The 21,975-nt window shown below is 35.2% G+C and carries 22 protein-coding genes and 1 riboswitch; of the genes, 16 read left to right on the top strand and 6 right to left on the bottom strand.

Annotated features, from left to right (window positions below):
- Positions 1-6 precede the first annotated feature (6 nt).
- Positions 7-972 (bottom strand): hypothetical protein, encoded by a 966-nt coding sequence (locus D8M03_RS12760; protein ID WP_121215211.1) that lies wholly within the window; start codon positions 970-972, stop codon positions 7-9.
- Positions 973-1,077: 105 nt separating this feature from the next.
- Positions 1,078-1,161, bottom strand: a riboswitch (cyclic di-GMP riboswitch).
- Positions 1,162-1,532: 371 nt separating this feature from the next.
- Between D8M03_RS12760 and D8M03_RS12755 the strand changes: the two genes are divergently transcribed.
- Positions 1,533-1,994 (top strand): MarR family winged helix-turn-helix transcriptional regulator, encoded by a 462-nt coding sequence (locus D8M03_RS12755; protein WP_121215210.1) that lies wholly within the window; start codon positions 1,533-1,535, stop codon positions 1,992-1,994.
- A gap of 3 nt (positions 1,995-1,997) precedes the next feature.
- Positions 1,998-3,185 (top strand): MFS transporter, encoded by a 1,188-nt coding sequence (locus D8M03_RS12750; RefSeq protein ID WP_121215209.1) that lies wholly within the window; start codon positions 1,998-2,000, stop codon positions 3,183-3,185.
- A gap of 77 nt (positions 3,186-3,262) precedes the next feature.
- Here D8M03_RS12750 and D8M03_RS12745 read toward each other — a convergent pair whose 3' ends face one another.
- The gene (locus D8M03_RS12745; protein WP_121215207.1) at positions 3,263-3,625 is read right to left on the bottom strand and encodes a winged helix-turn-helix transcriptional regulator; all 363 of its coding nucleotides are present in this window, start codon (positions 3,623-3,625) and stop codon (positions 3,263-3,265) included.
- A 191-nt stretch (positions 3,626-3,816) separates the two neighbouring features.
- Here D8M03_RS12745 and D8M03_RS12740 point away from each other — a divergent pair, with 191 nt between their 5' ends.
- The 3 genes from D8M03_RS12740 to D8M03_RS12730 all read left to right on the top strand — a co-directional run bounded on the left by D8M03_RS12740 (position 3,817) and on the right by D8M03_RS12730 (position 6,373).
- On the top strand, positions 3,817-5,010 hold the full coding sequence (locus D8M03_RS12740; protein ID WP_121215206.1) for an MFS transporter: 1,194 nt from the start codon (positions 3,817-3,819) through the stop codon (positions 5,008-5,010).
- Positions 5,011-5,033: 23 nt separating this feature from the next.
- Positions 5,034-5,876: an aldo/keto reductase gene (locus tag D8M03_RS12735; RefSeq protein WP_170148451.1), complete on the top strand. Its 843-nt coding sequence runs from the start codon at positions 5,034-5,036 to the stop codon at positions 5,874-5,876.
- Between the two features lie 152 nt (positions 5,877-6,028).
- Positions 6,029-6,373 carry a DUF2500 domain-containing protein gene (locus D8M03_RS12730; protein WP_121215203.1) on the top strand — a complete coding sequence of 115 codons (345 nt, stop codon included), beginning with the start codon at positions 6,029-6,031 and terminating at the stop codon, positions 6,371-6,373.
- Between the two features lie 42 nt (positions 6,374-6,415).
- Here D8M03_RS12730 and D8M03_RS12725 read toward each other — a convergent pair whose 3' ends face one another.
- Entirely contained in the window at positions 6,416-7,138 is a 723-nt protein-coding gene (locus D8M03_RS12725) for an FAD-dependent oxidoreductase (RefSeq protein WP_121215202.1), read from the bottom strand.
- Positions 7,139-7,355: 217 nt separating this feature from the next.
- Here D8M03_RS12725 and D8M03_RS12720 point away from each other — a divergent pair, with 217 nt between their 5' ends.
- The gene (locus D8M03_RS12720; protein WP_121215201.1) at positions 7,356-7,511 is read left to right on the top strand and encodes a DUF1540 domain-containing protein; all 156 of its coding nucleotides are present in this window, start codon (positions 7,356-7,358) and stop codon (positions 7,509-7,511) included.
- Between the two features lie 82 nt (positions 7,512-7,593).
- Here D8M03_RS12720 and D8M03_RS12715 read toward each other — a convergent pair whose 3' ends face one another.
- Positions 7,594-7,860, bottom strand: coding sequence for a hypothetical protein (locus D8M03_RS12715; RefSeq protein ID WP_121215199.1), 267 nt, complete (start codon positions 7,858-7,860; stop codon positions 7,594-7,596).
- Between the two features lie 458 nt (positions 7,861-8,318).
- On the opposite strand from D8M03_RS12715, the gene pdxR reads away from it, so the two are divergent.
- The 5 genes from pdxR to D8M03_RS12690 all read left to right on the top strand — a co-directional run bounded on the left by pdxR (position 8,319) and on the right by D8M03_RS12690 (position 15,275).
- A complete protein-coding gene (gene pdxR, locus D8M03_RS12710; protein WP_121215197.1) occupies positions 8,319-9,767 on the top strand; it encodes a MocR-like pyridoxine biosynthesis transcription factor PdxR in 1,449 nt (482 codons plus the stop codon).
- Positions 9,768-9,771: 4 nt separating this feature from the next.
- Positions 9,772-10,680, top strand: a complete 909-nt coding sequence (locus D8M03_RS12705) for a D-alanine--D-alanine ligase (RefSeq protein WP_121215195.1) — start codon at positions 9,772-9,774, stop codon at positions 10,678-10,680.
- 176 nt (positions 10,681-10,856) lie between these two features.
- Complete coding sequence (locus D8M03_RS12700) at positions 10,857-11,615, top strand: methyltransferase domain-containing protein (protein ID WP_121215194.1); 759 nt, start codon at positions 10,857-10,859, stop codon at positions 11,613-11,615.
- Positions 11,616-11,859: 244 nt separating this feature from the next.
- Positions 11,860-13,104: an MFS transporter gene (locus D8M03_RS12695; protein ID WP_121215193.1), complete on the top strand. Its 1,245-nt coding sequence runs from the start codon at positions 11,860-11,862 to the stop codon at positions 13,102-13,104.
- A gap of 371 nt (positions 13,105-13,475) precedes the next feature.
- Entirely contained in the window at positions 13,476-15,275 is a 1,800-nt protein-coding gene (locus D8M03_RS12690) for a carbon starvation CstA family protein (RefSeq protein WP_121215191.1), read from the top strand.
- Positions 15,276-15,321: 46 nt separating this feature from the next.
- Here D8M03_RS12690 and D8M03_RS12685 read toward each other — a convergent pair whose 3' ends face one another.
- On the bottom strand, positions 15,322-15,954 hold the full coding sequence (locus D8M03_RS12685) for a LysE family translocator (protein WP_121215189.1): 633 nt from the start codon (positions 15,952-15,954) through the stop codon (positions 15,322-15,324).
- Between the two features lie 292 nt (positions 15,955-16,246).
- On the opposite strand from D8M03_RS12685, the gene D8M03_RS12680 reads away from it, so the two are divergent.
- The 3 genes from D8M03_RS12680 (at position 16,247) to D8M03_RS12670 (ending at position 18,920) form a co-directional block, all read left to right on the top strand.
- Positions 16,247-17,131 (top strand): NAD-dependent epimerase/dehydratase family protein, encoded by an 885-nt coding sequence (locus D8M03_RS12680; protein WP_121215187.1) that lies wholly within the window; start codon positions 16,247-16,249, stop codon positions 17,129-17,131.
- 22 nt (positions 17,132-17,153) lie between these two features.
- The gene (locus D8M03_RS12675; RefSeq protein ID WP_121215186.1) at positions 17,154-17,930 is read left to right on the top strand and encodes a class I SAM-dependent methyltransferase; all 777 of its coding nucleotides are present in this window, start codon (positions 17,154-17,156) and stop codon (positions 17,928-17,930) included.
- A gap of 84 nt (positions 17,931-18,014) precedes the next feature.
- Entirely contained in the window at positions 18,015-18,920 is a 906-nt protein-coding gene (locus D8M03_RS12670) for an NAD(P)/FAD-dependent oxidoreductase (RefSeq protein ID WP_121215185.1), read from the top strand.
- Positions 18,921-18,971: 51 nt separating this feature from the next.
- Here the strand turns inward: D8M03_RS12670 and D8M03_RS12665 are convergent, their stop codons facing one another.
- The gene (locus D8M03_RS12665; RefSeq protein WP_121215184.1) at positions 18,972-20,657 is read right to left on the bottom strand and encodes a methyl-accepting chemotaxis protein; all 1,686 of its coding nucleotides are present in this window, start codon (positions 20,655-20,657) and stop codon (positions 18,972-18,974) included.
- Between the two features lie 472 nt (positions 20,658-21,129).
- Between D8M03_RS12665 and D8M03_RS12660 the strand changes: the two genes are divergently transcribed.
- A complete protein-coding gene (locus D8M03_RS12660; RefSeq protein WP_121215182.1) occupies positions 21,130-21,525 on the top strand; it encodes a hypothetical protein in 396 nt (131 codons plus the stop codon).
- Positions 21,526-21,732 carry a helix-turn-helix transcriptional regulator gene (locus D8M03_RS12655; RefSeq protein ID WP_121215181.1) on the top strand — a complete coding sequence of 69 codons (207 nt, stop codon included), beginning with the start codon at positions 21,526-21,528 and terminating at the stop codon, positions 21,730-21,732.
- Positions 21,733-21,975 lie beyond the last annotated feature (243 nt).

The raw sequence follows: 21,975 nt of genomic DNA, 5'->3' as shown, positions 1-21,975 counted from the left end.
TACATTTTATTTAATCTTGTTAAATTGCTCTACTGTTAAAACTTTAGATTTATCCCAAGTGATAGTAATATTGAGATTACCATATTCATCAAATATCTTTGATTTAGTTAATTGATTGTAATTAGGATTATAGGGATTGAAAGCAGCATGTTTAACCCATACAGTTGTACCGTTGCTTCCTTTGATTTTAACCCAAGCATGGTATGGCTGGCTATCACCTACGAATACATAGTCACCAGTCCATTCGAAAACTACGCTAGGAGCATCAACCACGGGTGCGGCAGGAACTTCAATCGTTAAAATGTTTACTGTTACACCGAAGTAATTTTCATCTTGTAATTCATCAGATGTATAGTTTACTATCTCACCTGGATTTAATCCATCTAGTGTAACGTCTTCTTCCTCAATTTCACCATTACTTAACGTTTTTTCAACGGTAAATGTTAGTGAATAAGTACCTGTTTCTTCATCCCAAACAAAATTCTGATTATTAACCGCGTATTTTGTAACAACAGGTAATACCTCAACTTCAACTATTGAGCTGTTATTACTGTGCACTTTACCTGCTTTTTGTCCGTTATGAAATTTTGTTTCCGCAATTACTTCAACACTTGTTAAGTCATGGCTTGTTAAGGCAACAGTAGCAATAAAGCCGTACGTTTTTGATTTGCCTGGAATTGCCCACATCTTGTCGACACTTTGTCCGCCAACTGTGATATAAAGATTAGCTAAATCATCACGAGCTCCATCAATTACTACTTCCCCTGATACTACTTGGGATGTACCATGGTAGCCAGAAATAGGAGCAAAGGTAATTTGAGCTGTTCCAATTCCGTTCGTGTTTCTTCCATCTTCTTGAACGATAGGGTCAGAGTTAGCAGCTGGTTCTTTGGCTGGTCCTTTTGCCATTACCCCAGTACCCATACTAAAAACTAAAGAACTTGCAATAATTACTGCACTAAACTTTTTCAATTTTCATTTCTCCTCTTATATAAAATAATTTAATAAGAGGGTCGGTTACACTACTAGCTCCACATAGTCCAAGTGTCCATATACAGACTATGCCTCATAGCCCCCTAAAAAGAGGTCCGGTTACACTACTAGCTCCATATAACCAAAGTGTCCAAATAAAGGTTACATATCATCGCTTACCAAATGCAAATGATGAATAAACTTTTCAAATGTTCATTCAAACAGCAACTATATAGACTTATTTTGTGGCCACTTAAAATAGGCCTAAGTTGCTAGTAAACACATTATAAACTATCAATATAGGTAAAATACACCTTTTTCTGCAACATTTTAAGTAAAAGATTATGACAAATTTCTTACATAGAAAGTGGACGAAAGGTGGTTTCCATTGTGCAAATTTGGACGCTTTTCTTGGATAAGGAAAGTGTTTTTTTCATTTGAATAAAACAGCTTTCGAGTATTGTATTGAAGAAATTAATTTATAGAAAGCAATTATCTTTACTCTACCTAAATTTACTTATAAAATATAATTATATTTCATAAGTAATCAGGAGGATATTATGAAAATTAATTCAAGTTTAATAGAAACTGTAATGAACTCTTTATTTGTAGCTAAAAAAACTTTTGAAGCATTACCTCCTCTGCCACCGGGGATAAAGCCTATCTATCACCGAGTACTGAATTTGTTGTATTTGAATAAGGAGCAGGAAAAGGAATTTCGTGTTTCCGAGTTAAGTGTGGCGTTGGATATGCAACTGCCGAATATGACAAAAATCATTAATGAAATGACGGATTCGGGTTTAGTGCAAAAAGTCCGCTCGAATCAAGATAAACGTGCGGTGTTTATTCAGATAACAGAAGAGGGGACCGATTATTTTATAAACCATGTACTAGTCTATCGGAAACGGCTACAAGAGGAATTTGAAGACATTGACGAAGAAGATTGCTACACAATGATTCGGATGATCCATACGATTCAGAAAAAAATACAAAAAGCCTATGATAGAAATGGGGAAATGTAGCGAATGGAAAGTGACAAAATTTGGACCAAGGATTTTATTATTTTATTATCTTCTAATTTCTTTGTATCTTTAAGCTTTTACTTATTAATGACATCTATGGCTGCCTATGCGATACAGGAGTTTCAAGTATCTGAAAGTAAAGCTGGTTTAGCTGTGAGTATCTTTATTATTGGGGCATTGGTCTCGCGGTTATTTTCTGGAAAGTTTATCGATGTGATTGGTCGTAAAAAAATGCTATTTAGTGGTTTAATATTATTTTTAATTGGTACCATTTCATATTTATTCGTAAATAATATTAACTTCTTAATGATTGGTCGATTTATTCATGGACTGGGGTTTGGCATTTCAACGACAGTTATAATGACTGTCAATATGGCATCAATTCCAAAAAGTAAACGAGGCGAGGGGATTGGTTACTTTTCTTTAAGTACCGCAGCTGGAACTGCCATCGGACCCTTTCTTGCGTTATATTTAACACATCAGTTTACTTATCAAACGATGTTTATTTATTGTATCGTGTTTAGTGCCATCGCATTAGGTTCATCCGTATTTCTCAAAATACATGAGATTGATTTAACCCCTGAACAAAAAGCGAATATCAAAAAGAGTTTTCGTTTCAAAGATTTCTATGATAAAGAAGCGCTACCTGTATCATTATTGATGTTCATTAGTGGGATTGCCTATTCAGGAGTGATTTCATTTATTAATTCCTATGCTATGGGGATGAATTTAACAAAAGCGGCTTCATTCTTCTTTGTTGGGTACGCGATCTTTTTATTTGTATGTCGACCGATTGCAGGAAAGTTATTCGACAGTAAAGGTGAAAATATCGTTGTGTATCCATCTTTTGCATTTTTTGCGATTAGTCTATTTTTCATTACGATTGCAAACAATGGCTTTATTCTGTTACTTGGAGGAGTATTTTTAGCGATTGGCTATGGAAACATTATGTCGAGCATGCAAACGATAATTGGAAAAGTGACACCGCCCCATCGATTAGGACTAGCAATATCTACACTTTTTATTTGCATGGATGCTGGGTCGGGAACCGGTCCGTTTGTTTTAGGATTAATTGCAGAGAAGTTTGGATTCCAGACGATGTATGGGGTTCTTGCAATTACAGTTCTCTTTTTAATTCCTTTTTATTATTTCGTACATGGGAAAAAAGCAAGTGCTGTGAAAACATTATAAATTGAAATAGTCAACATACGAGCGCGATTCTTCAAAAGAATCAGCGCTCGTTTCTCTTACGGTTTATACTGAAGTAGCTAATTATTTAACACATTATCTTCTAAAACAGTACTTTTATCACCATAAATCTTTGTTAAATGCTGATCTCCCCAAGCACATAATGCATTTAATATACCTTCTAAGCTTCGACCATACTCACTAAGCTCGTATTCTACTTTAGGTGGAATTTGATTGTGTACGATACGATTAATAACACCATCTTCTTCTAGCTCGCGCAGTTGTTGCGTGAGCATTTTTTGTGTGATATTAGGCATTAGTCGTTTCAATTCGCTTGTACGTTTTTTTCCGTGAGTTAAATGGCAGAGAATCACACACTTCCATTTTCCACCAATAACTTCTAATGTTGCTTCAACTGAAATATTGTATTTCTTTTTTTCCATTATTAAACCTCCTCTTTATAGGCACTAAAAAGTACCTATATTACTTTTAGGTTCCTATATCACTTTAAAGTGCGTACTTCTCTTAATGATTGATATAACCCATAATAACATTTGCCGGCAGATTAACACTATACTTTCCTTCAACAAAAGGGAAAGACTCAATTTTTACAGCAAGAAAAGGAGAAGGAATTATGGTCTTAAATAAGAAGCAAAGTATGGCATTACTTGCTTTAGCAATTAGTGCATTTGCAATCGGAACGACAGAATTCATTAGTGTCGGATTGCTGCCTCTGATTGCAAACGATTTAGATGTCCCCATTACTACAGCAGGATTAACGGTATCTTTATATGCTTTAGGCGTCACATTTGGGGCACCAATTTTAACATCATTGACATCGCGAATGGCACGTAAGACATTATTACTTTGGATAATGATTGTTTTTATTATTGGCAATACTCTCGCTGCGTTCTCTACGACAATTGGTTTATTGCTAGTAGCCCGTGTTATCTCAGCATTTTCCCATGGAGTGTTTATGTCAATTGGGTCGACAATCGCAGCAGATTTAGTTCCGGAAAATCGTAGAGCTAGCGCGATTTCAATTATGTTTACAGGTCTTACTGTAGCTACGGTAACTGGTGTACCATTTGGAACCTTTATAGGACAGCAGTTAGGATGGAGAACAGCCTTTATAACGATTGTTATTATTGGAGTAATTGCCTTCATTGCAAATAGCATTCTCGTCCCATCTAATTTACGAAAAGGAGTAAAAACAACCTTTCGAGATCAGCTAAAGCTTGTAACAAATGGTCGGTTATTACTTTTATTCATCATTACCGCATTAGGATATGGTGGAACCTTTGTCGTATTTACTTTTTTATCCCCATTACTTCAAGATATCACGGGGTTTAAAGAAGGAACTGTGGCAATTATTCTATTAGCTTACGGGATTGCCATTGCGATTGGGAATATGATTGGAGGGAAGCTTTCCAACCAAAACCCAATTCGAGCATTGTTCTATATGTTTTTTGTACAAGCAATTGTTTTACTGATATTAATGTTTACAGCTCCATTTAAAATTGCTGGATTAATAACGATTCTTTTGATGGGACTGTTAGCATTTATGAATGTGCCAGGATTGCAAGTGTATGTTGTGATGTTAGCAGAGCGCTTTGTTCCTAGTGCCGTAGATGTGGCATCAGCAATAAACATTGCTGCATTTAATGCCGGGATTGCAATAGGTTCTTATTTAGGTGGGCTTGTTACAGATTCAATCGGACTAATCCATACTTCTTGGATTGGATCACTTATGGTTATAGCGGCTGCAATTTTAACGGGTTTCAGCAGTGCTTTAGAACGAAAAGATAAAGTAAATAAAATACAATAAAAATTTTGGAGGAATTAATGATGATGGTAAAAAATTTAAAAGATACAACAACTTTGCATAACGGTGTGAAAATGCCTTGGTTTGGAATAGGTGTTTTTAAAGTGGAAGAAGGTCCTGAGTTGGTAAATGCAGTAAAAACAGCAATTAAACACGGATACCGTAGTGTGGATACAGCTGCGATTTATGAGAATGAAGAAGGTGTAGGCAAAGGAATTCAAGAAGGTTTAAAGGAGGCTGGTATTTCAAGGGAAGAGCTATTTGTTACATCGAAGGTCTGGAATGCGGATTTAGGATATGAATCAACAATAGCTGCCTATGAAACTAGCTTAAAAAAACTAGGTTTAGAGTATTTGGATTTATATTTGATTCATTGGCCAGTTGAAGGCAAGTATAAAGATGCATGGAGAGCGTTGGAAACTCTTTATAAAGAAGGACGAGTAAAGGCAATTGGTGTAAGTAATTTTCAAATTCATCATCTAGAAGAGCTAATGAAAGATGCTGAAATAAAACCAATGATCAATCAAGTGGAATATCATCCACGATTAACTCAAAAAGCATTAAAAGCATTTTGTCAGGACAATGAAATTCAGCTTGAAGCGTGGTCACCATTAATGCAAGGTCAATTGCTAGATAATGAAGTTTTACAGGAGATTGCGAACAAGCACAATAAATTTGTTGCTCAAGTAATATTGCGCTGGGACTTACAAAACGGGGTTGTTACCATTCCAAAATCAACAAAAGAGCATCGAATTATTGAAAACGCCAATGTATTTGATTTTGAGTTAACACCAGATGAAATGGAAATCATTGATGGATTAAATCAAAACCTTCGCGTAGGACCAGACCCAGATAATTTTGATTTTTAATCAGGTTATTCTTGTTAAACTAACAGGCGCTTTCCGTAAAAAATACGGGAAGTGTCTTTTTTATTACCTTTCCTAATCTATTCAAAAAATCCAACAAATTGAAACTAATCTAATAAGATAAACGTATAGAAAGATAGAAAGGAAGTGTACATATGTTTTTTGAAGATATGATGTTTTCATTTGCTCCGATATTTATTGGTCTGGTATTTATTATTGTTTTTGGATTTATCATTTTCACCATCATATCGACTATTTCACAGGGCATTAAAAATAAAAATTCTCCACTTCTTACAGTCCCAGCAGAAGTCGCCGCAAAGCGCATTCATGTTCAAGGTGACCATTCCCACACTACATATTATGTAACTTTTGAAGTACAAAGTGGAGATCGTATGGAATTTAAGGTTGAGGGCAGTGAATATGGACTGCTTGTTGAGAAAGATCTCGGGTTACTATCTTTTCAAGGCACGCGTTATATATCCTTTGAACGCCAAAGATAAGAAGAAAAAAGAACGAATTGCTAGAATTCGTTCTTTTTTCATTTAGATTGAAGCTTCAGTTGAAAAGAACTTAGCTAAATGTTGTTCACGTTTGTCGAGTACAATTTGTTCTGGTGTGATGCCTTGTTCACGCAACACGTCAATGTTCTGTAGGATAAACTCATCGCTGCCGACAATATAATATAAACCTTCTTGATCAACAGCAAGTTTTTTCACTTCTTCATAGTAATCGTTTCGATTATCAACGAATTCGGCAGTGAAATTCTTTACAGGGTCAGAAGTAAATACATCTGTAAATAAGAAGTTTCTTTTTGAATGGATGTTAAGGGAATAGATGCCTTTTACGTTTTCAGGTTGATTCAAATAAGTAAGTACTAGTGGTCTGAATGTTGCTAGACCAACACCTGAAGACAGCAAGTAAATATTTTTGTCTTGTCTTTTTAGCGGTACATTTGAATGAATTTTAAATAATGCCACTTCATCGCCAACGTTAAGATTTCTTAAAATTGATTTAAATTCAGAACATTGCTCTTTAATACGCGTTGTAATGCCAATCGAATTTTCAGCTGGTAACGTGCAGATGGACATGTGACGAACTAAGCCTTTGTTTGGCTTTTCACCTTCATTAAACCCTTTTAATGCAAGGTGAGTGTGGGCACCTTCTTCCCAAGTAAAGCCTTCCGGTATATCAAGTAAATAAGTTTTCACTTCAGATGATTCTTCAATAATTTTATTAATTTTCGTCCAGTATATTTTTCTTTCCATTTAAAAGTCTCCTAACATCAAATAATCTCTACTACACTAGTATACTAAAAATGATAATCATTCTCACGTTATTTTTTATTTATTTTGGAAAGTTTTATGTAGGAATATTTAGTGTACGAAAATAGTTTTTTTATGTTAAAAGGTCGATTTCAGCAAAGAAAAAAGTATCAACGACCTCAGATTTGTCAATGATATGACAAGAGGAGGTGTTGATACTATGCAACAAGAAATTCTTTGTGAGGTTAATAACTGCCAGTATTGGGCTAACGGGAACAAATGTAGTGCTGAAAAGATTTATGTAGTAAGCAACAAAGGTAAAGAAGCATCTACTAGTGAGGAAACAGATTGCAAAACATTTAAACCTGAGAACTAATGTTTTTTCAGAGGTAACCAACCGCTATTGGTTACCTTTTATTATTTATATTATTGATAATAACTCTCATTTTCATTCGTTTTTATTGAATTATTTTTTTCTCCGAGCTAAAATCTAATTTTTTTAATTTATTTATTAACAGGGAATGGGATTTTTCCATTTTATCTTCAATATAATCTAACGAATAATAACCACATGGATCCGCTAATTCACCAAGTGCGCGGGAGAGATTATCAATCACCATCAATAATTCCTCAGATTGACTATGTTCTTCCCTTAAGTTAATTTCATCCATGATTTTATGAGCAAGATGTTGAATACGTCGTAACCTCATTTCTTTTCTCTGCACAAATTTCCTCCTTTGTTCAGATATACAAACCATTATATGGCGGACACTGAGGGGACATGAGTTGAATTGTCTATCAGAATCGGGACATTTTATTCTGTTAATTAAATGAAACACTTCTTGAAGTCGTTGAAATATGGGTTTTTTATTATGTTCTTTTTAAAAGGTAAGTATTGAGTAAAGAAAAAGTAAACGAAAGTTAACATAGAATGACAACTTTAGTTGGTGGAGTATCTCATGAAATAGGGGATAATTAATATTTTTATAGGATGCTTTTCTGAAATAAGGAAAGCAACTTTTTTTATTTATGGATGCATTTAATTTTAAGTTTCTAAACCTTCCATTAAAATAAAGTGACTATATATAAACCACACCAACCACAAGACCGGAAAAATACATAGTGGGTGGACCTTTTGAATTCAATATAGAAATGTAAAAATGTAACCAAGGGGATGAATCGAGTGTTTAACGATTTTCAGATTACGGAAGGCCGTCCTGTTTATATACAACTGAAGGAATATTTGAAACGAATGATCACAAACGGGCATCTAATCGAGCATCAAAAACTTCCATCCACCCGTGAACTCAGTTCGCTATTATCCATTAGCCGAAATACGGTTTTAACAGCCTATGCAGATTTGGAACAAGAAGGACTAATCTATGCGGTCAAGGGTAAAGGGAACTTTGTTAGTCATGTTGAGACCTTTAAATCTCCATCCATCCAATTAAATTGGTCGGAAAAAGTCAATGAAAAAACGTTCTTAGCAGAAGAATTGGATTTGATGAAACATCGTGTGCGCTGGAATAAAGAAATGATTTCATTCACGAGTATTGCACCCGATGAAAAGCTTTTTGATGTCGAAAATTTTAAAAGAGCTTTCTTAAATCGGCTGTCCATTGAAGGGGATATCGTGCTGAACTATGGCTATGCAAAGGGCTATAAACCACTTATCGACTACTTGCTTCACTACATGGAAATTAAAGGGGTAGACACTCGAAACAAAGACATTTTAATTACCAATGGATTTACAGAAGGAATGGATATTATTTTATCTTCTTTCAATAAAAAAAGCGGCCGAGTTCTTTGTGAAAATCCAACGAATGATTCTGCTCTTAAACTATTCCGATTAAATGGATTTGAGATTGATGGAATTGACATGGAAGATGATGGTATTAATGTTCAGAAACTTAAATCTTGTTTAGCAAATAAAGAATATGACTTTGCCTACTTCATTCCGTCCTATCATAATCCAACTGGAATCGTGACGTCCTCACAAAAAAGAAAAGAAATTATGGATTTGTTTTCCGACTATCAAGTGCCGATTATCGAAAATGGATTTAATGAAGAATTACGATACTCCGGGTCACATCTTGCATCCTTAGCTTCTTTTGCTGGTCAAAGCAATAATGTGATTTATATTAGCAGCTTTTCTAAAATTCTATTTCCGGGCTTACGGATTGGCTGGATATTAGCAGACAAAGAGCTGATCTATTACCTAGAAAGTATGAAAAGAGCGCGAACGATTCATACGTCTACATTGGATCAAGCGGTGTTATATCAATATTTGAATGATGGATACTTTGAGAAGTATTTAAAGAAAGCGAAATCCGTCTATAAGAAGAAGTATGAATTGACGGTTCAAGCATGTAAGAAATATATCCCTTATAAAAGAATGACTGGTGATGGAGGACTCCATCTTTTTATAGAGTTAGTAAATCATATCGACTCCCGAGAACTGTTAAAAAAATGTACTGAAAGAGGTGTCGTTTTCTTACCAGGAAATGTGTTCCACACAGACAACAGCGGGAACCATACGTTACGGTTAGGTTTTTCGAGGCTGTCAGAAAAAGAGATTATTCAGGGCATTCAAATCATCGGAGACACGATAAAAAATCATTATGGAGGCTAGAAAAATGAAAGTTGGCGTTATTATGGGAGGCGTTTCTTCAGAGAAACAAGTGTCAATCATGACTGGTCAAGAAATGATCACCCATTTAGATAAAAATAAATATGAAATTGTACCAATTATCTTAGAGAATAAAGAAGATTTTGTAGGCTTAGTAGAAAAGGTAAAGGATCTTGATATTGCACTACTGGCGCTCCACGGCAAATTTGGTGAAGACGGCACAATCCAAGGTGCTCTTGAAACGATGGGTGTTCCTTATACAGGAAGCGGTGTCCTGTCTAGTAGCTTATGCATGGATAAAAATCTTTCCAAAAAAATTATCCGCTTTGAGGGCGTACAAACAGCGGATTGGCTTCACTTTTCAAATGGTGAAGAACTTCAAATAGATGAACTAGACAAAATGGGATTCCCACTCGTTGTAAAACCGAATTCAGGCGGTTCAAGTGTAGGCGTTAAAATTGTTTATGATAAAGATTCATTAATGTCAGCAATTGAAGAAGTATTCAAGTGGGATGAAGAGGTAATTATTGAACAGTATATTTCAGGGGATGAAATTACGGTGAGTATTCTAGATGGCAAGTTGTTACCGGTCATTTCCATTCGTCATCAGGGTGAGTTTTTTGATTACACATCAAAATATGATGATGCAGCAACGATTGAAGAGGTGGTGCAACTTCCTTCAGCAATACAACAACGCGTTGCTTTAGCTGCAATGAAATGCTATCAATCTTTGAAATGTAGTGTTTATGCGCGGGTTGATATGATGATTAAAGATGGTATCCCTTATGTGATGGAAGTAAATACGTTGCCAGGAATGACGAAAAATAGTCTGTTACCAAAAAGTGCACAGGGAGCAGGTATTCCTTATCCGAAGTTACTTGACTTAATTATTGAACATTCACTTAAAAAACAATAAAAATTACTAATGAAGGACCTAACTTTAGTCGTTAGGTTCTTTTTTTGTAAATTTCAATAAAATTACAAAATTACTTGACATTGTAAACTATTTACTAGTAAAATGCTATTTTTAATAGATTTGATGTGAGAAGAAGAGTCAAAGTATTTAAATTTAGAAAAAAGGGGAATGACATTTTGGATAGAAATAAATTTTCAGCCATTGCCCATCAAAATCATTCTTTTAGCAATCCGATTAGTGAATCGAAACTAATGAAGATGGTGGAGATGGTATCTTTAAATCCTCATGACAAAGTAATTGATATTGGTGCTGGGAAATGTGAATTACTTATTCGTCTTGTAGAAAAATTCAATATTATAGGTACTGCAATCGAATTGTATGATGGAGCCATTGAGGAAGCTAAGAAAAATTCAAGCAGTCGAGTAACTGAGGGCAGTATCAAATTTATTATTGACGATGCGAACATTGCAACTGAAAACTTAGCTTACGAAAAATTTAATTTAGGGATCTGTATCGGTTCGACTCATGCTTTAGGAGGATTAGAAAATACGCTTCAAAAAATGAAGAGCATTATTAAAGAGAATGGTTATATTCTAATCGGTGAGGGCTATTGGAAGAAGCGTCCAAGTGAAGAATATTTACAAGCCCTTGGAGGTGCAAAAGAGTCAGATTTGAAATGGCATCATGAGAATGTAAGTGTGGCTGAAAAGTTAGGGTTAGTTCCACTTTGGTCCTATACAGCTAGTGACGATGACTGGGATGAATACGAATGGCTCTATTCCTCGTCTATTGAAGACTATTGCCACAAAAATCCCGATGATCCAGATTGCATGGCAATGCTGGAGAGAATCCGCGCATGGAGAAGAACATACTTACAATGGGGTCGGGATACGTTAGGTTTTGGGTTGTATTTATTCCGTAATGCTAATAACTAAAGTTAATTGTTTATATTTGACAAAACAGAACATATGTTCTAAAATTGATGTATCATTAAATTTGTGATTTGTTCAAATTAAATAATCATATAATTAATTAACCTTGTTCTTAAATATGGATAAAACTCACTTCAACATTTCTTACTTAGTATTTAGGAGGAATATAAAAATGACAAACTCGATCAGATTACGTTAGCAAATTTTTAACCAAAATTAATAAAATAGAGAAGTGAGTTGTTTATATATGAATACAGTAGAAAATAGAGTTTATGAAAATTGGCGAAGGAATATCATCCTCTTTCTAACAAGCCAAACAATATCCCTTTTTGGATCTATGTTAGTTCAATATGCCATTATGTGGTATATTACGCTAACAACGGAATCCGGTATGATGATGACGGTGTTTATACTTTGTGGCTTTCTTCCAACCTTTATTTTGTCACCGGTTGCAGGGGTTTGGGCGGATCGCTATAACCGTAAGCGATTAATCATGTTAGCGGATAGCCTTATTGCATTTGCTACGTTAATCTTAGCTATTCTATTTTTAATGGGGTATGATGCGATTTGGTTATTATTTGTGATGGCTGCTGTTCGTGCATTTGGAACTGGAATTCAGATGCCTGCAGTTGGTGCCATTTTACCGCAAATTGTTCCAAAAGATATGTTAACGAAGGTAAACGGGATAAATGGCAGTATTCAAGCAATTATGATGTTTGTTTCTCCAATTGTCAGTGCAGCACTATTAGGTTTTGCTCCACTAGAAACGATCTTTTTTATTGATGTTATTACGGCAGCAATTGCAGTGTTGACACTTCTTTTCTTCTTAAAAATTCCTGTACATGAAAAAGCGGCGGACAAGCAAACAACAAGTTACTTTAGCGATTTCAAACTAGGTTTACAATATGTGAATAACCATAAGTTTCTAAAGAGTTTCTTCCTATTCTTTGCCGTGTTTTTTGTCCTAATGGCACCAGCGTCCTTCTTAACACCACTTCAAGTAACACGAACTTTTGGGGATGAAGTATGGCGTTTATCAGCAATTGAAATTGCCTTCTCCATCGGCATGATGATTGGTGGCGGGGTCATCGCTTCCTGGGGAGGCTTTGAAAATCGCATTAAAACATTAGGATTTGCGAGTGTAATCATGGGTCTCTGTACATTTGCACTCGGAGTTGTTCCTAACTTTTGGATTTACTTTGCCTTCATGCTGTTATTCGGCGTCGCTATGCCAATCTTTAACACACCAGCAAATGTACTGTTGCAAGAGAAAGTGGAAGAAGATTTTTTAGGTAGGGTATTTGGGGTAATGGGTATGATCTCAACTTCTATGATGCCCCTGGGAATGCTCATATTTGGCCCAATTGCAGATTTCATCAAAATTGAATGGCTGCTAATTGGAACAGGTATATTCATAATCATACTAGCCATTTTATTATGGAGAAACAAAGGATTACTCGAAGCAGGAAATCCAATATCGAAAAAAATTTAATATTTAATATATCATTTAAGTGAAACGGATTCTGAATGTGGAATCCGTTTCTTTGTTTTTAAATTTGGATTTACAAGTAAAGTAGTTATCTAAAAATTTAAAACTATTTAAATATGATATCTTTTATAAAAATCTGATATTAAAATAGCAATATCTCCACTTTAATTAGAGTAAGGCTACAAAAATGACTTTTCCGAATAGAATATATATTTAAATTTCTTCTATTATATATAGTTTCAATATACAACAGCTTAAAAGATTGACACTATTGTTATATAACAAAAATAATGCTAGGATATTAACCACACAGAATCTGCGAAAAAGGTTCATAATAATTAGACAGTTTAGAGAGAGAACAAGGTGATTTTTGAATGAATGCAATAACATTAGTGATTGGAGCAATCTGTATTTTAGTCATTACTTACCGATTTTACGGTATTTTTTTTACAAAGAAAGTATTAAAAATAACAGATGATACTCCAACACCCGCACATGTCAATAATGATGGAAAGGATTTTGTACCAACCAATAAATGGATTGCATTTGGACATCACTTTGCAGCCATTGCAGCAGCTGGTCCATTAGTTGGTCCAATATTAGCAGCCCAATTTGGTTATCTACCAGGCTATTTATGGTTACTAATAGGGGCAGTAATTGGTGGAGCAGTTCACGATGCAGTCGTATTATTCGCATCTATGACAAAGGGTGGAAAATCACTTTCTGAAGTGATGAAAGAAGAATTAGGTCCAGTGGCAGGTTTCTGTACAGGTTTAGCTATGTTATTTATTATTACGATTACGATGGCTGGGCTATCGATGGTTATTTTAGGAGCATTGTCAGACAATCCATGGGGAACTTTTGCCGTTGCTTCAACTATTCCAATTGCCATGATTATGGGGTTAATGAATAAATTTCTTGGAAACATTAAATTATCTACCATAGTAGGTGTAGGATTACTATTATTAGCGGTATTTTACGGACCTGCTATTCAAGGTACTTGGTTTGGAGATTTATTAACATTAGATAAAGCAACACTATCACTGATTTTACCGATTTACGCATTTTTTGCAGCAGCTTTACCAGTATGGTTTTTACTGGCACCTCGAGATTACTTATCAAGCTTTATGAAGATTGGGGTATTTGTCGCGTTAATTATTGGAGTATTTATCATCAATCCAGTTATTCAATTTCCAGCGTTTCTTCCAGATTTCATTAACGGTGGACCAATTGTAGCGGGTCCGGTATGGCCGTTCGTATCCATTACCATTGCGTGTGGTGCGATTTCCGGATTCCATGCATTTGTAGGATCAGGTACAACACCTAAAATGTTAGATCGTTGGGAAGATATCCGCATTGTTGGGTTTGGGGCAATGTTAGTAGAGTGTGTTGTAGGTGTTATGGCGTTAATTGCTGCGACTGTTTTACATCCGGGTGACTATTTTGCAATTAATGCAGCTCCTGAAAAGTTCGCACAATTAGGCATGTCGGTTGTAGATTTACCAGTTCTTTCTGAATTAATTGGTATTGACCTTGAGGGCCGTACAGGTGGGGCTGTTACACTAGCGGTAGGTATGGCTTCCATTTTCTCAGGTGTTGAATGGTTTAGTCATTTAACAAGTTATTTCTATCAATTTGTTATTATGTTTGAAGCCGTATTTATTTTAACGGCAATTGATGCAGGTACACGTACAGCACGTTATTTAATTCAAGATTTCTTAGGGAATGTGTACAAACCATTGAAAAAGACGGATTGGCTACCAGGTTCCATCGGTGCTAGTGCCTTAGCCTGTCTATTGTGGGGGTACTTACTAAACTCAGGTGATATCGCATCGGTTTGGGCATTATTCGGTGTATCGAATCAGTTAATGGCATCAATCGGCTTAGTATGTGGTGTAACATTTGTACTGAAAATTGCAGATAAACGAATCTATGTATTAACATGTTTTATTCCACTTGTGTACCTATACGTGACAGTAAATGTTGCAGGTTTCTGGATGATCAAAAATGTATACTGGAATGAAGCGGCGAGTGGGTACAATATGCTAAATGGTATTTTATCTGTGATTATGTTAGTTCTTGGACTTATCATTGTCATAACATCTGTTATTAAGTGGAAAGAGCTTTGGGCACATCCACGTTTCAAACGAAAAATGGCAGTAAAAAGTTATTAAAACAAGAACGGGTTTACTAGTGTGATAGCTAGTAAACCCGTTTTTTTTAATTATTCGCCTTTTCAAGAGCTAGCTTTATACCAAAACCAATAATGATGGTACCTGTGATGCCTTCAATCAGATTTTTGGCTAATGGCTTTTTCATAATGGCACTAATGACATTAATTAAATAAACATAGATGAATAGCCAAATAGCAGACAATACGGTAAAGGTAATCCCCATTAAAAGGAATGGAAAAAAGGTGTCGCCACCAGGTTCCACAAATTGAGGGAAAAAGGATAGGAAAAAGATTGCCACTTTTGGATTTAGTAGATCAGTTAGGAATCCTTGTTTAAAGCAGGATCTGTTTTCACTTTGATGTTTAGTATTCATCTCAACTGTAGGTGCATCATCCTTTTTAATTAAAGACCATAAAATCTTCATACCTAAATAAATTAAGTAAATGGCACCCGCATATTTAAAGATAGAAAATAAAATAGCTGATTTCACTATGATAGCGGAAAGTCCGACAACAGCAGCAAACGTATGGAAAAGCAAAGCACAAATAATACCTAAAGATGTTTTAAGCCCGCCAATTCTACGAGAGAAAAGTGTATTTTTCGTAACAATCGCTGTATCTGGACCAGGTAAAATAATGAGAAAAATACACATCAGGACAAATAAAAAGTAGTTCTCCACATTCGTACTCCTTTTTGATTAGAATAAATATTCAATGTATGTAATTTATATACTGTATTATATAAAAATAGTATTGTTTGAACAATTTGAATTTTTAATACTCTTGAATAATAGCAGTAATTGCTGTATTGCCAAAAACACGTAAAATAAGTGAAGTAAATATATGATGGGAATTGCTTCCGTTTTTTATTGGATGAAAAAGGGATATAAAGAGAATATATGGAACTATTTTTAGAGAATATTAGTTTAATTAATAGATAATAACTATGGATGGGAAAAGGGGAAATGATTCATGCAAGATGTACTCATATTAGGTGGGACTCAGTATTTTGGTAAGAAACTTGTTGAGAGATTACTAGCAGATGGGAAAAGTGTAACCATAGCAACACGTGGGCTTACGGCAGATTCATTTGGAGATCGGGTGACTCGTTTAAAGATAGACCGTGAAGATGAGAAGAGCATTTTTACTGCTTTCAAAGGCGGACAATGGGATGTTGTATATGATCAAACGTGCTATTCTCCATTGGAAATAAAGGCGACAACAGAAGCCTTAAAAGGGAAGGTGAAAAAGTATATCTTTACATCTTCTCAAGCTGTCTATGAATACGGTACGAACCATAAGGAAGAGGACTTTGAACCAGCTACATTTAACTTTTCAATTAAAGGACGTAGAGAATATCCTGGGTACGCTGGGTATCAAGAGGCAAAGCGAGCATCCGAAGCAGTATTGTTTAACGAAATGCCATTTGATGTTGTGGCAGTGCGTTTTCCAATTGTCGTAGGGAAGGATGACTTTACGGAAAGGGTAAAATTTCATGTAGAAAAAGTGATAAACAAAGAAGCTATTGGAGCGAAGGATTTTGATGTTCGATTCAGCTTTATTTCATCTGATGAGGCTGCCGATTTTCTATATAAAATGGGCGAATCTGATTTTACTGGAGTTATCAACCCTGGAAGCCGGGGGGATATATCTTTAAGAGAACTGATTCAAAAAATTGAAAGCCATGTTGGTAAAAAAGCAATACTGACAACAGAAGTGTCGAGTGAAAATGCATCTCCATTTGGATTGGATGGATCGTGGTCAGTGAATACCGATAAGGCTGAGAAACTAGGGTATCAATTTACGGATTTAGATGAGTTACTAAACGAACTTATACAATTTTATTTTGTTAAATAAAATCTACAATGGGGGCCAATCGATGGGAATTAATTTTCATAATGACGAAAATCGTAATTCTTATACAACTCGTGATGCAGATAGTTCTTGGAAACAAACGATTAATAATATTGTAGACATCAAGAAGATTACGAATGCATTGGATATTGGTTGTGGAGGAGGAATTTATTTAAAGGCACTATCAGACATGGGGATTCCATCAGTGACGGGAGTCGATTTTTCCAAAGTGATTCTTGAAGGGGCAAGAGAAAACTGTAAAGACTATCCAAACATCACGTTCAAGTATGGGAATGCATTTGATACAGGATTAGAGAATAGCAGTTTTCAATTAATCCTTGAAAGAGCCTTGATCCATCATCTTGATGATTTGTATTCCTGTTTTAAAGAAGCTTATCGATTGTTAGAAGAAAATGGGATTTTCATTATTCAAGACCGAACGCCAGAAGATTGTTTATTGCAAGGTGACCGCAACCATATTAGGGGTTATTTCTTTGAAGTCTTCCCAAGATTAGCTGAAAAGGAAATGAATCGTAGACACGATAGTTCACACGTCATTGAGAAACTAAAGGATGTTGGGTTTAAAGAAGTAGAAGAAATAAAGTTATGGGAAACACGAAAAGTGTATGAAACAAAAGAGCAATTACTAAACGATTTACTTAATAGAACGGGAAGAAGTATTTTACATGAACTAAATGATGATGAGTTAAATTTATTAATCGAACACATTGATCATTCACTTGCGATTGATACAGACATCATAGAAAAGGATCGATGGACAATTTGGAAAGCTGTAAAATAACGGTATAAATCAATAGGAAAATGGGTCATTTTATCAATAAAGATAAAGTGATCCTTTTTAATTTAGCCAATACGGAGGTAACGAATGGATGTCCTAGATTGTATCGTGATAGGTGGAGGTCCTGCTGGGTTAAGTGCGAGCTTAACGCTAGGAAGGGCTAGACGAAAGATTGCCTTATTTGACGATGGAACGAATCGTAGTAGAGTGACACAAGCATCTCATGGATTTATTACGCAAGATGGAATTAAACCTAAAGAGTTTAAGGAGACTGCATTAAAAGAGTTAGAAAATTACCCAACAGTCTCTTATTTTAAAGAAACCGTAACTGAAATTATCAAAGCTAGTGCGAATGAGCGATTTACCGTCAAATCATCTACTGGAAAGGAATTGGTAGCAGAAAAAATCGTACTTGCTACGGGGATTCATGAACGATTTTCAATACCCAAAATAAGAGAGTTTTATGGAAAAAGCTTATTCAGTTGTCCGTTTTGTGATGGTTGGGAGCAAAGAGATAAACCGTTAGTCGTGATTGCAGAAAAAGAAGAGCACATCTTGCATTTGACGAAGATGGTCTATAACTGGTCGCAGGATTTGGTTGCCTTAACGAATGGCAATCCATTATCGAAAGAAGGCCAATTAGAACTAAAAAAACACGATATCAAAATTATTACAGAGAAGATAAAAGACTTAATCGGAAATGATGGATACTTAGAAAAAATAGAACTTGAAAATGGAGAATCGATTAAAAGGTCTGGGGGTTTTGTTGCCCCATCCTATTATCGACCAAATCATTTCGCTGAAGCTCTAGGCTGTGAATTGGACGAAGAAGGAATCGTGAAAACCGATCATGTTGGGAGAACATCGCAAAAAAATGTCTATATTGCAGGGGAGACGGAAAGGTCCAAACCCGCTTCTATCATGATTTCAGCTGCAAAAGGGAATAAAACGGCAGTTTCTGTCATTACGGATATCATTATGGAGAGGTTTTGATAACATCAATTAACAAGGCATCGAGAATCGTTCCTCAATGCCTTGTTAATATTAGACTCTAAATTGATTGATTTCTTCTTGAATTTCCATAGCGCCTTGACTTAGTGATTTTGTAACTGTGTTAATTTCAACCATAGTAGCTGATTGTTCTTCTACTGCCGCAAGCACGTGACTAGATTGCTCTGCTGTAACATTTGCAGTTTGTGCCATTTCTGAAACAGAAGCAGATACTTCCTCTGTACTAGCAGATATTTCTTCTGATGAAGCTGACACTTCTTGGATTTGAGAAGTCATTTCTGTAATTGCTTCAAAGATATTGCTAAATGAAGTTTGAGCATTATGTAGATAATGAACACCTTGGTCTACATTTTGTACCGTTAAATTTACGCTGTCTTCAACTATTTTTGTATCTTTCTGGATTAGAGAGGTTAAATCAACAATTTTTGAAGCAGAATGTTTTGATTCTTCTGCAAGCTTACGGACTTCATCAGCCACAACAGCAAACCCTTTTCCATGTTCCCCAGCACGAGCTGCCTCAATTGCGGCATTTAGGGCAAGGAGGTTCGTTTGCTCCGTAATATTTGTTATGACTTTAGTAATGTTTTCGATTTCAGCAGATTGAATGCTCAATTGTTTAATTTTTTCCCTTGTTTCATGTGATGACTGTTGAATGACAGACATTTGATTTTCCGCTACTTGAAGAGTTTGACCACCTTCAGTAGCCATTGATTGCATATCCATTGCTTGTGATTGTAAGTTTTGAGCAGCTTCAGCTATTCGTGCTACCCCATGAGCCGTTTCATCAGTAGCAATCGCACAATCGTTGCCAGTCGCTGCGGCTTGAGCTCCACCTGAAGCAAGATGCTCCATACGACCAGCAATATCCTTCGTTGTTACCATTACTTCGTCCGTACTAGCTGCTAATTGCTCAGCAACAGCAGTTGTATTGGAAACATTCATCGATACACTACTTATTAGTTTAGATAAGTTTCCTTTCATTGTGTTAAATGCCTCTGCAAGATCATGTATCTCATCTTTTGTTTTAACGACAACATCTTCTTCACGTAAGTCTCCCGTAGCAATAACATTTGCAGCGTACGTTAAACGTTTTAGTGGAACGGTAATATTTCTTGTAATTATAAGTCCTAAAACGACTGCAACCACTGTACCTACAATAGAGATGATGATTAAAAGAGTAGTACTAGTATCCGTACTCTTCTTAGTACTTTCGGTTGTTGAATTCATTTGTTTCGATTGGAAATCAACAATGTTATTAATAGATTGTTGGATCGCTTTATTTGCTGGAACAGCATATGTAAAAAGTATCTCTGTCGCTTTATCAATCTGATTACTGTCAACAGATTTAATTACGTCATCTACATAACTTGTATACACTGTTTGTTGTTCTTTGATTATCTCAATCTCCTTTTTCATTTCCTCATCTACAAATAGGTGATCAATCAAATCAATTGATTCTGTTATTATATCTCTTTGTGCATAGAGACTTTCTAAATCAGTGGCATCTTTACGAAGCACATAGGAACGAAGATATAAACCTTGCAATGAAGTGGCGTTTTGAATTTTTGATGATTCAACTACTTTATAGACGCGATCATCAATTAAATAACTATAATCTTTATCTATTTTTGACATTTGAAATCCGGAAAATACCGCAACACCTATAAGTATTAAGGTGATAATCCCAAAACCAGTAAATAGTTTCTTCTTGATAGACATATTGTCTTACATCCTTTCGTGATGTTATAGTAAAATTATCACAAATTATAGCAATAAAATATCTAGGTATTCAATATCATTTTATTTAATTAGCAATATCAACCAAAATTGTAGAATAAAGTTGATTGTAGGGGAATTATTCCAATCTTTCTCGACTTAGTTATTGTTAGTGCTTAAAGGATTTTATGGAGGAACAAAAATTAGTTCAGTTGTTACATTGGGGACTTATCATTTTGACATATTTTATAAGAGGATACATTATTTTAGAAAATTAAAGAAACCATTTAATTTTTGAAGTGAATAGCCAAATTTCTCAGTGTTTTGAGAAATTTGGCTTTTTTATTGAATTTCCTTTGAAATGTAACACTTTGGGTTATTTTAAAATTGTCGCTAGCCCATTGAAATAAAACTATAAATGTTATATATTTATAACATGATGTTATGTATTTCTAACATCAAAAGGAGGGTTAGGTTGAAAATTAAATTTATTTCTTTAGGGATTCTTTCTTTCATCATTGTGTTAGGAATGCTACTTCAACTTATCAATTTACTAAAAGGGAATAATTATTTTTCTGCAGCATTTCTTTTAATTGGTTTACTAAGTTTTGTCGGTTATATTTCAATGATCTTGAAAAAAATGTTCCCTGAGTTTAAACATGGATTACCCTCTGATGATGAACGGTCTAAAATGGTGAAAAATGTTTCGGCAGGAAGGGCATATTTTTTCTCTTTATATATCTGGATTGCTTTACTCGCTTTCCAAAAATATTTGGATACTGACGATACTTTAATTTTGGGGATATTGGGGATGGTTCTATCTTTACTCGTATCTTGGCTGATTACAAAGAGTAAGCGAGGCTTTGAATAAATGAAAACGAAAATCAAGGAATTCAGAGCCAAACATAATATGACTCAATTAGAACTAGCAAAAGCGGTCGGAGTCAGAAGAGAAACAATCAGCTTTTTAGAAAAAGGGGAATATAACCCGTCCTTAAAACTTGCTACTAAAATCGCACGTCTTTTTCAAGTAAGTATTGAAGAACTTTTTTTCTTTGAGGATAGTGAACTTGACTAAAGAATGGAGGGGAAGAAGTTGTTTGTACATTTATTTCATAGAATGAATAAAACTCAACAGAAAGTCGCAATTGGTACAACGGTTACACTATTAGCGGCTGGTGTTGCATTACTTATCTTATAGGTAGTGTCAAAACTTCTATGAAAAACTGAAAATCACAAGCGTTCAGGGCGGAAAGTACTCTCCGCACGAGGTGACAATCGCTCTTGACAAACATTCCGAAAAGGTTGCGCCTTGTTTTTG

The organism is Ureibacillus endophyticus (genome assembly GCF_003628435.1).
Lineage (GTDB): Bacteria > Bacillota > Bacilli > Bacillales_A > Planococcaceae > Ureibacillus > Ureibacillus endophyticus.
Note: the sequence above shows the minus strand (reverse complement) of the source record. Positions and strands in the feature narration are given on the sequence as shown.

Excerpts from the sequence above, each read along its gene's own strand:
- D8M03_RS12750 (WP_121215209.1), top strand. The coding sequence starts at position 1,998 with ATGGAAAGTGACAAAATTTGGACCAAGGATTTTATTATTTTATTATCT.
- D8M03_RS12745 (WP_121215207.1), bottom strand. The coding sequence starts at position 3,625 with ATGGAAAAAAAGAAATACAATATTTCAGTTGAAGCAACATTAGAAGTT.
- D8M03_RS12670 (WP_121215185.1), top strand. The coding sequence starts at position 18,015 with ATGGATGTCCTAGATTGTATCGTGATAGGTGGAGGTCCTGCTGGGTTA.
- D8M03_RS12690 (WP_121215191.1), top strand. The coding sequence starts at position 13,476 with ATGAATGCAATAACATTAGTGATTGGAGCAATCTGTATTTTAGTCATT.
- D8M03_RS12675 (WP_121215186.1), top strand. The coding sequence starts at position 17,154 with ATGGGAATTAATTTTCATAATGACGAAAATCGTAATTCTTATACAACT.
- D8M03_RS12740 (WP_121215206.1), top strand. The coding sequence starts at position 3,817 with ATGGTCTTAAATAAGAAGCAAAGTATGGCATTACTTGCTTTAGCAATT.
- D8M03_RS12665 (WP_121215184.1), bottom strand. The coding sequence starts at position 20,657 with ATGTCTATCAAGAAGAAACTATTTACTGGTTTTGGGATTATCACCTTA.
- D8M03_RS12705 (WP_121215195.1), top strand. The coding sequence starts at position 9,772 with ATGAAAGTTGGCGTTATTATGGGAGGCGTTTCTTCAGAGAAACAAGTG.
- D8M03_RS12755 (WP_121215210.1), top strand. The coding sequence starts at position 1,533 with ATGAAAATTAATTCAAGTTTAATAGAAACTGTAATGAACTCTTTATTT.
- D8M03_RS12680 (WP_121215187.1), top strand. The coding sequence starts at position 16,247 with ATGCAAGATGTACTCATATTAGGTGGGACTCAGTATTTTGGTAAGAAA.
- D8M03_RS12720 (WP_121215201.1), top strand. The coding sequence starts at position 7,356 with ATGCAACAAGAAATTCTTTGTGAGGTTAATAACTGCCAGTATTGGGCT.
- D8M03_RS12735 (WP_170148451.1), top strand. The coding sequence starts at position 5,034 with ATGGTAAAAAATTTAAAAGATACAACAACTTTGCATAACGGTGTGAAA.
- D8M03_RS12655 (WP_121215181.1), top strand. The coding sequence starts at position 21,526 with ATGAAAACGAAAATCAAGGAATTCAGAGCCAAACATAATATGACTCAA.
- D8M03_RS12695 (WP_121215193.1), top strand. The coding sequence starts at position 11,860 with ATGAATACAGTAGAAAATAGAGTTTATGAAAATTGGCGAAGGAATATC.
- D8M03_RS12730 (WP_121215203.1), top strand. The coding sequence starts at position 6,029 with ATGTTTTTTGAAGATATGATGTTTTCATTTGCTCCGATATTTATTGGT.
- D8M03_RS12725 (WP_121215202.1), bottom strand. The coding sequence starts at position 7,138 with ATGGAAAGAAAAATATACTGGACGAAAATTAATAAAATTATTGAAGAA.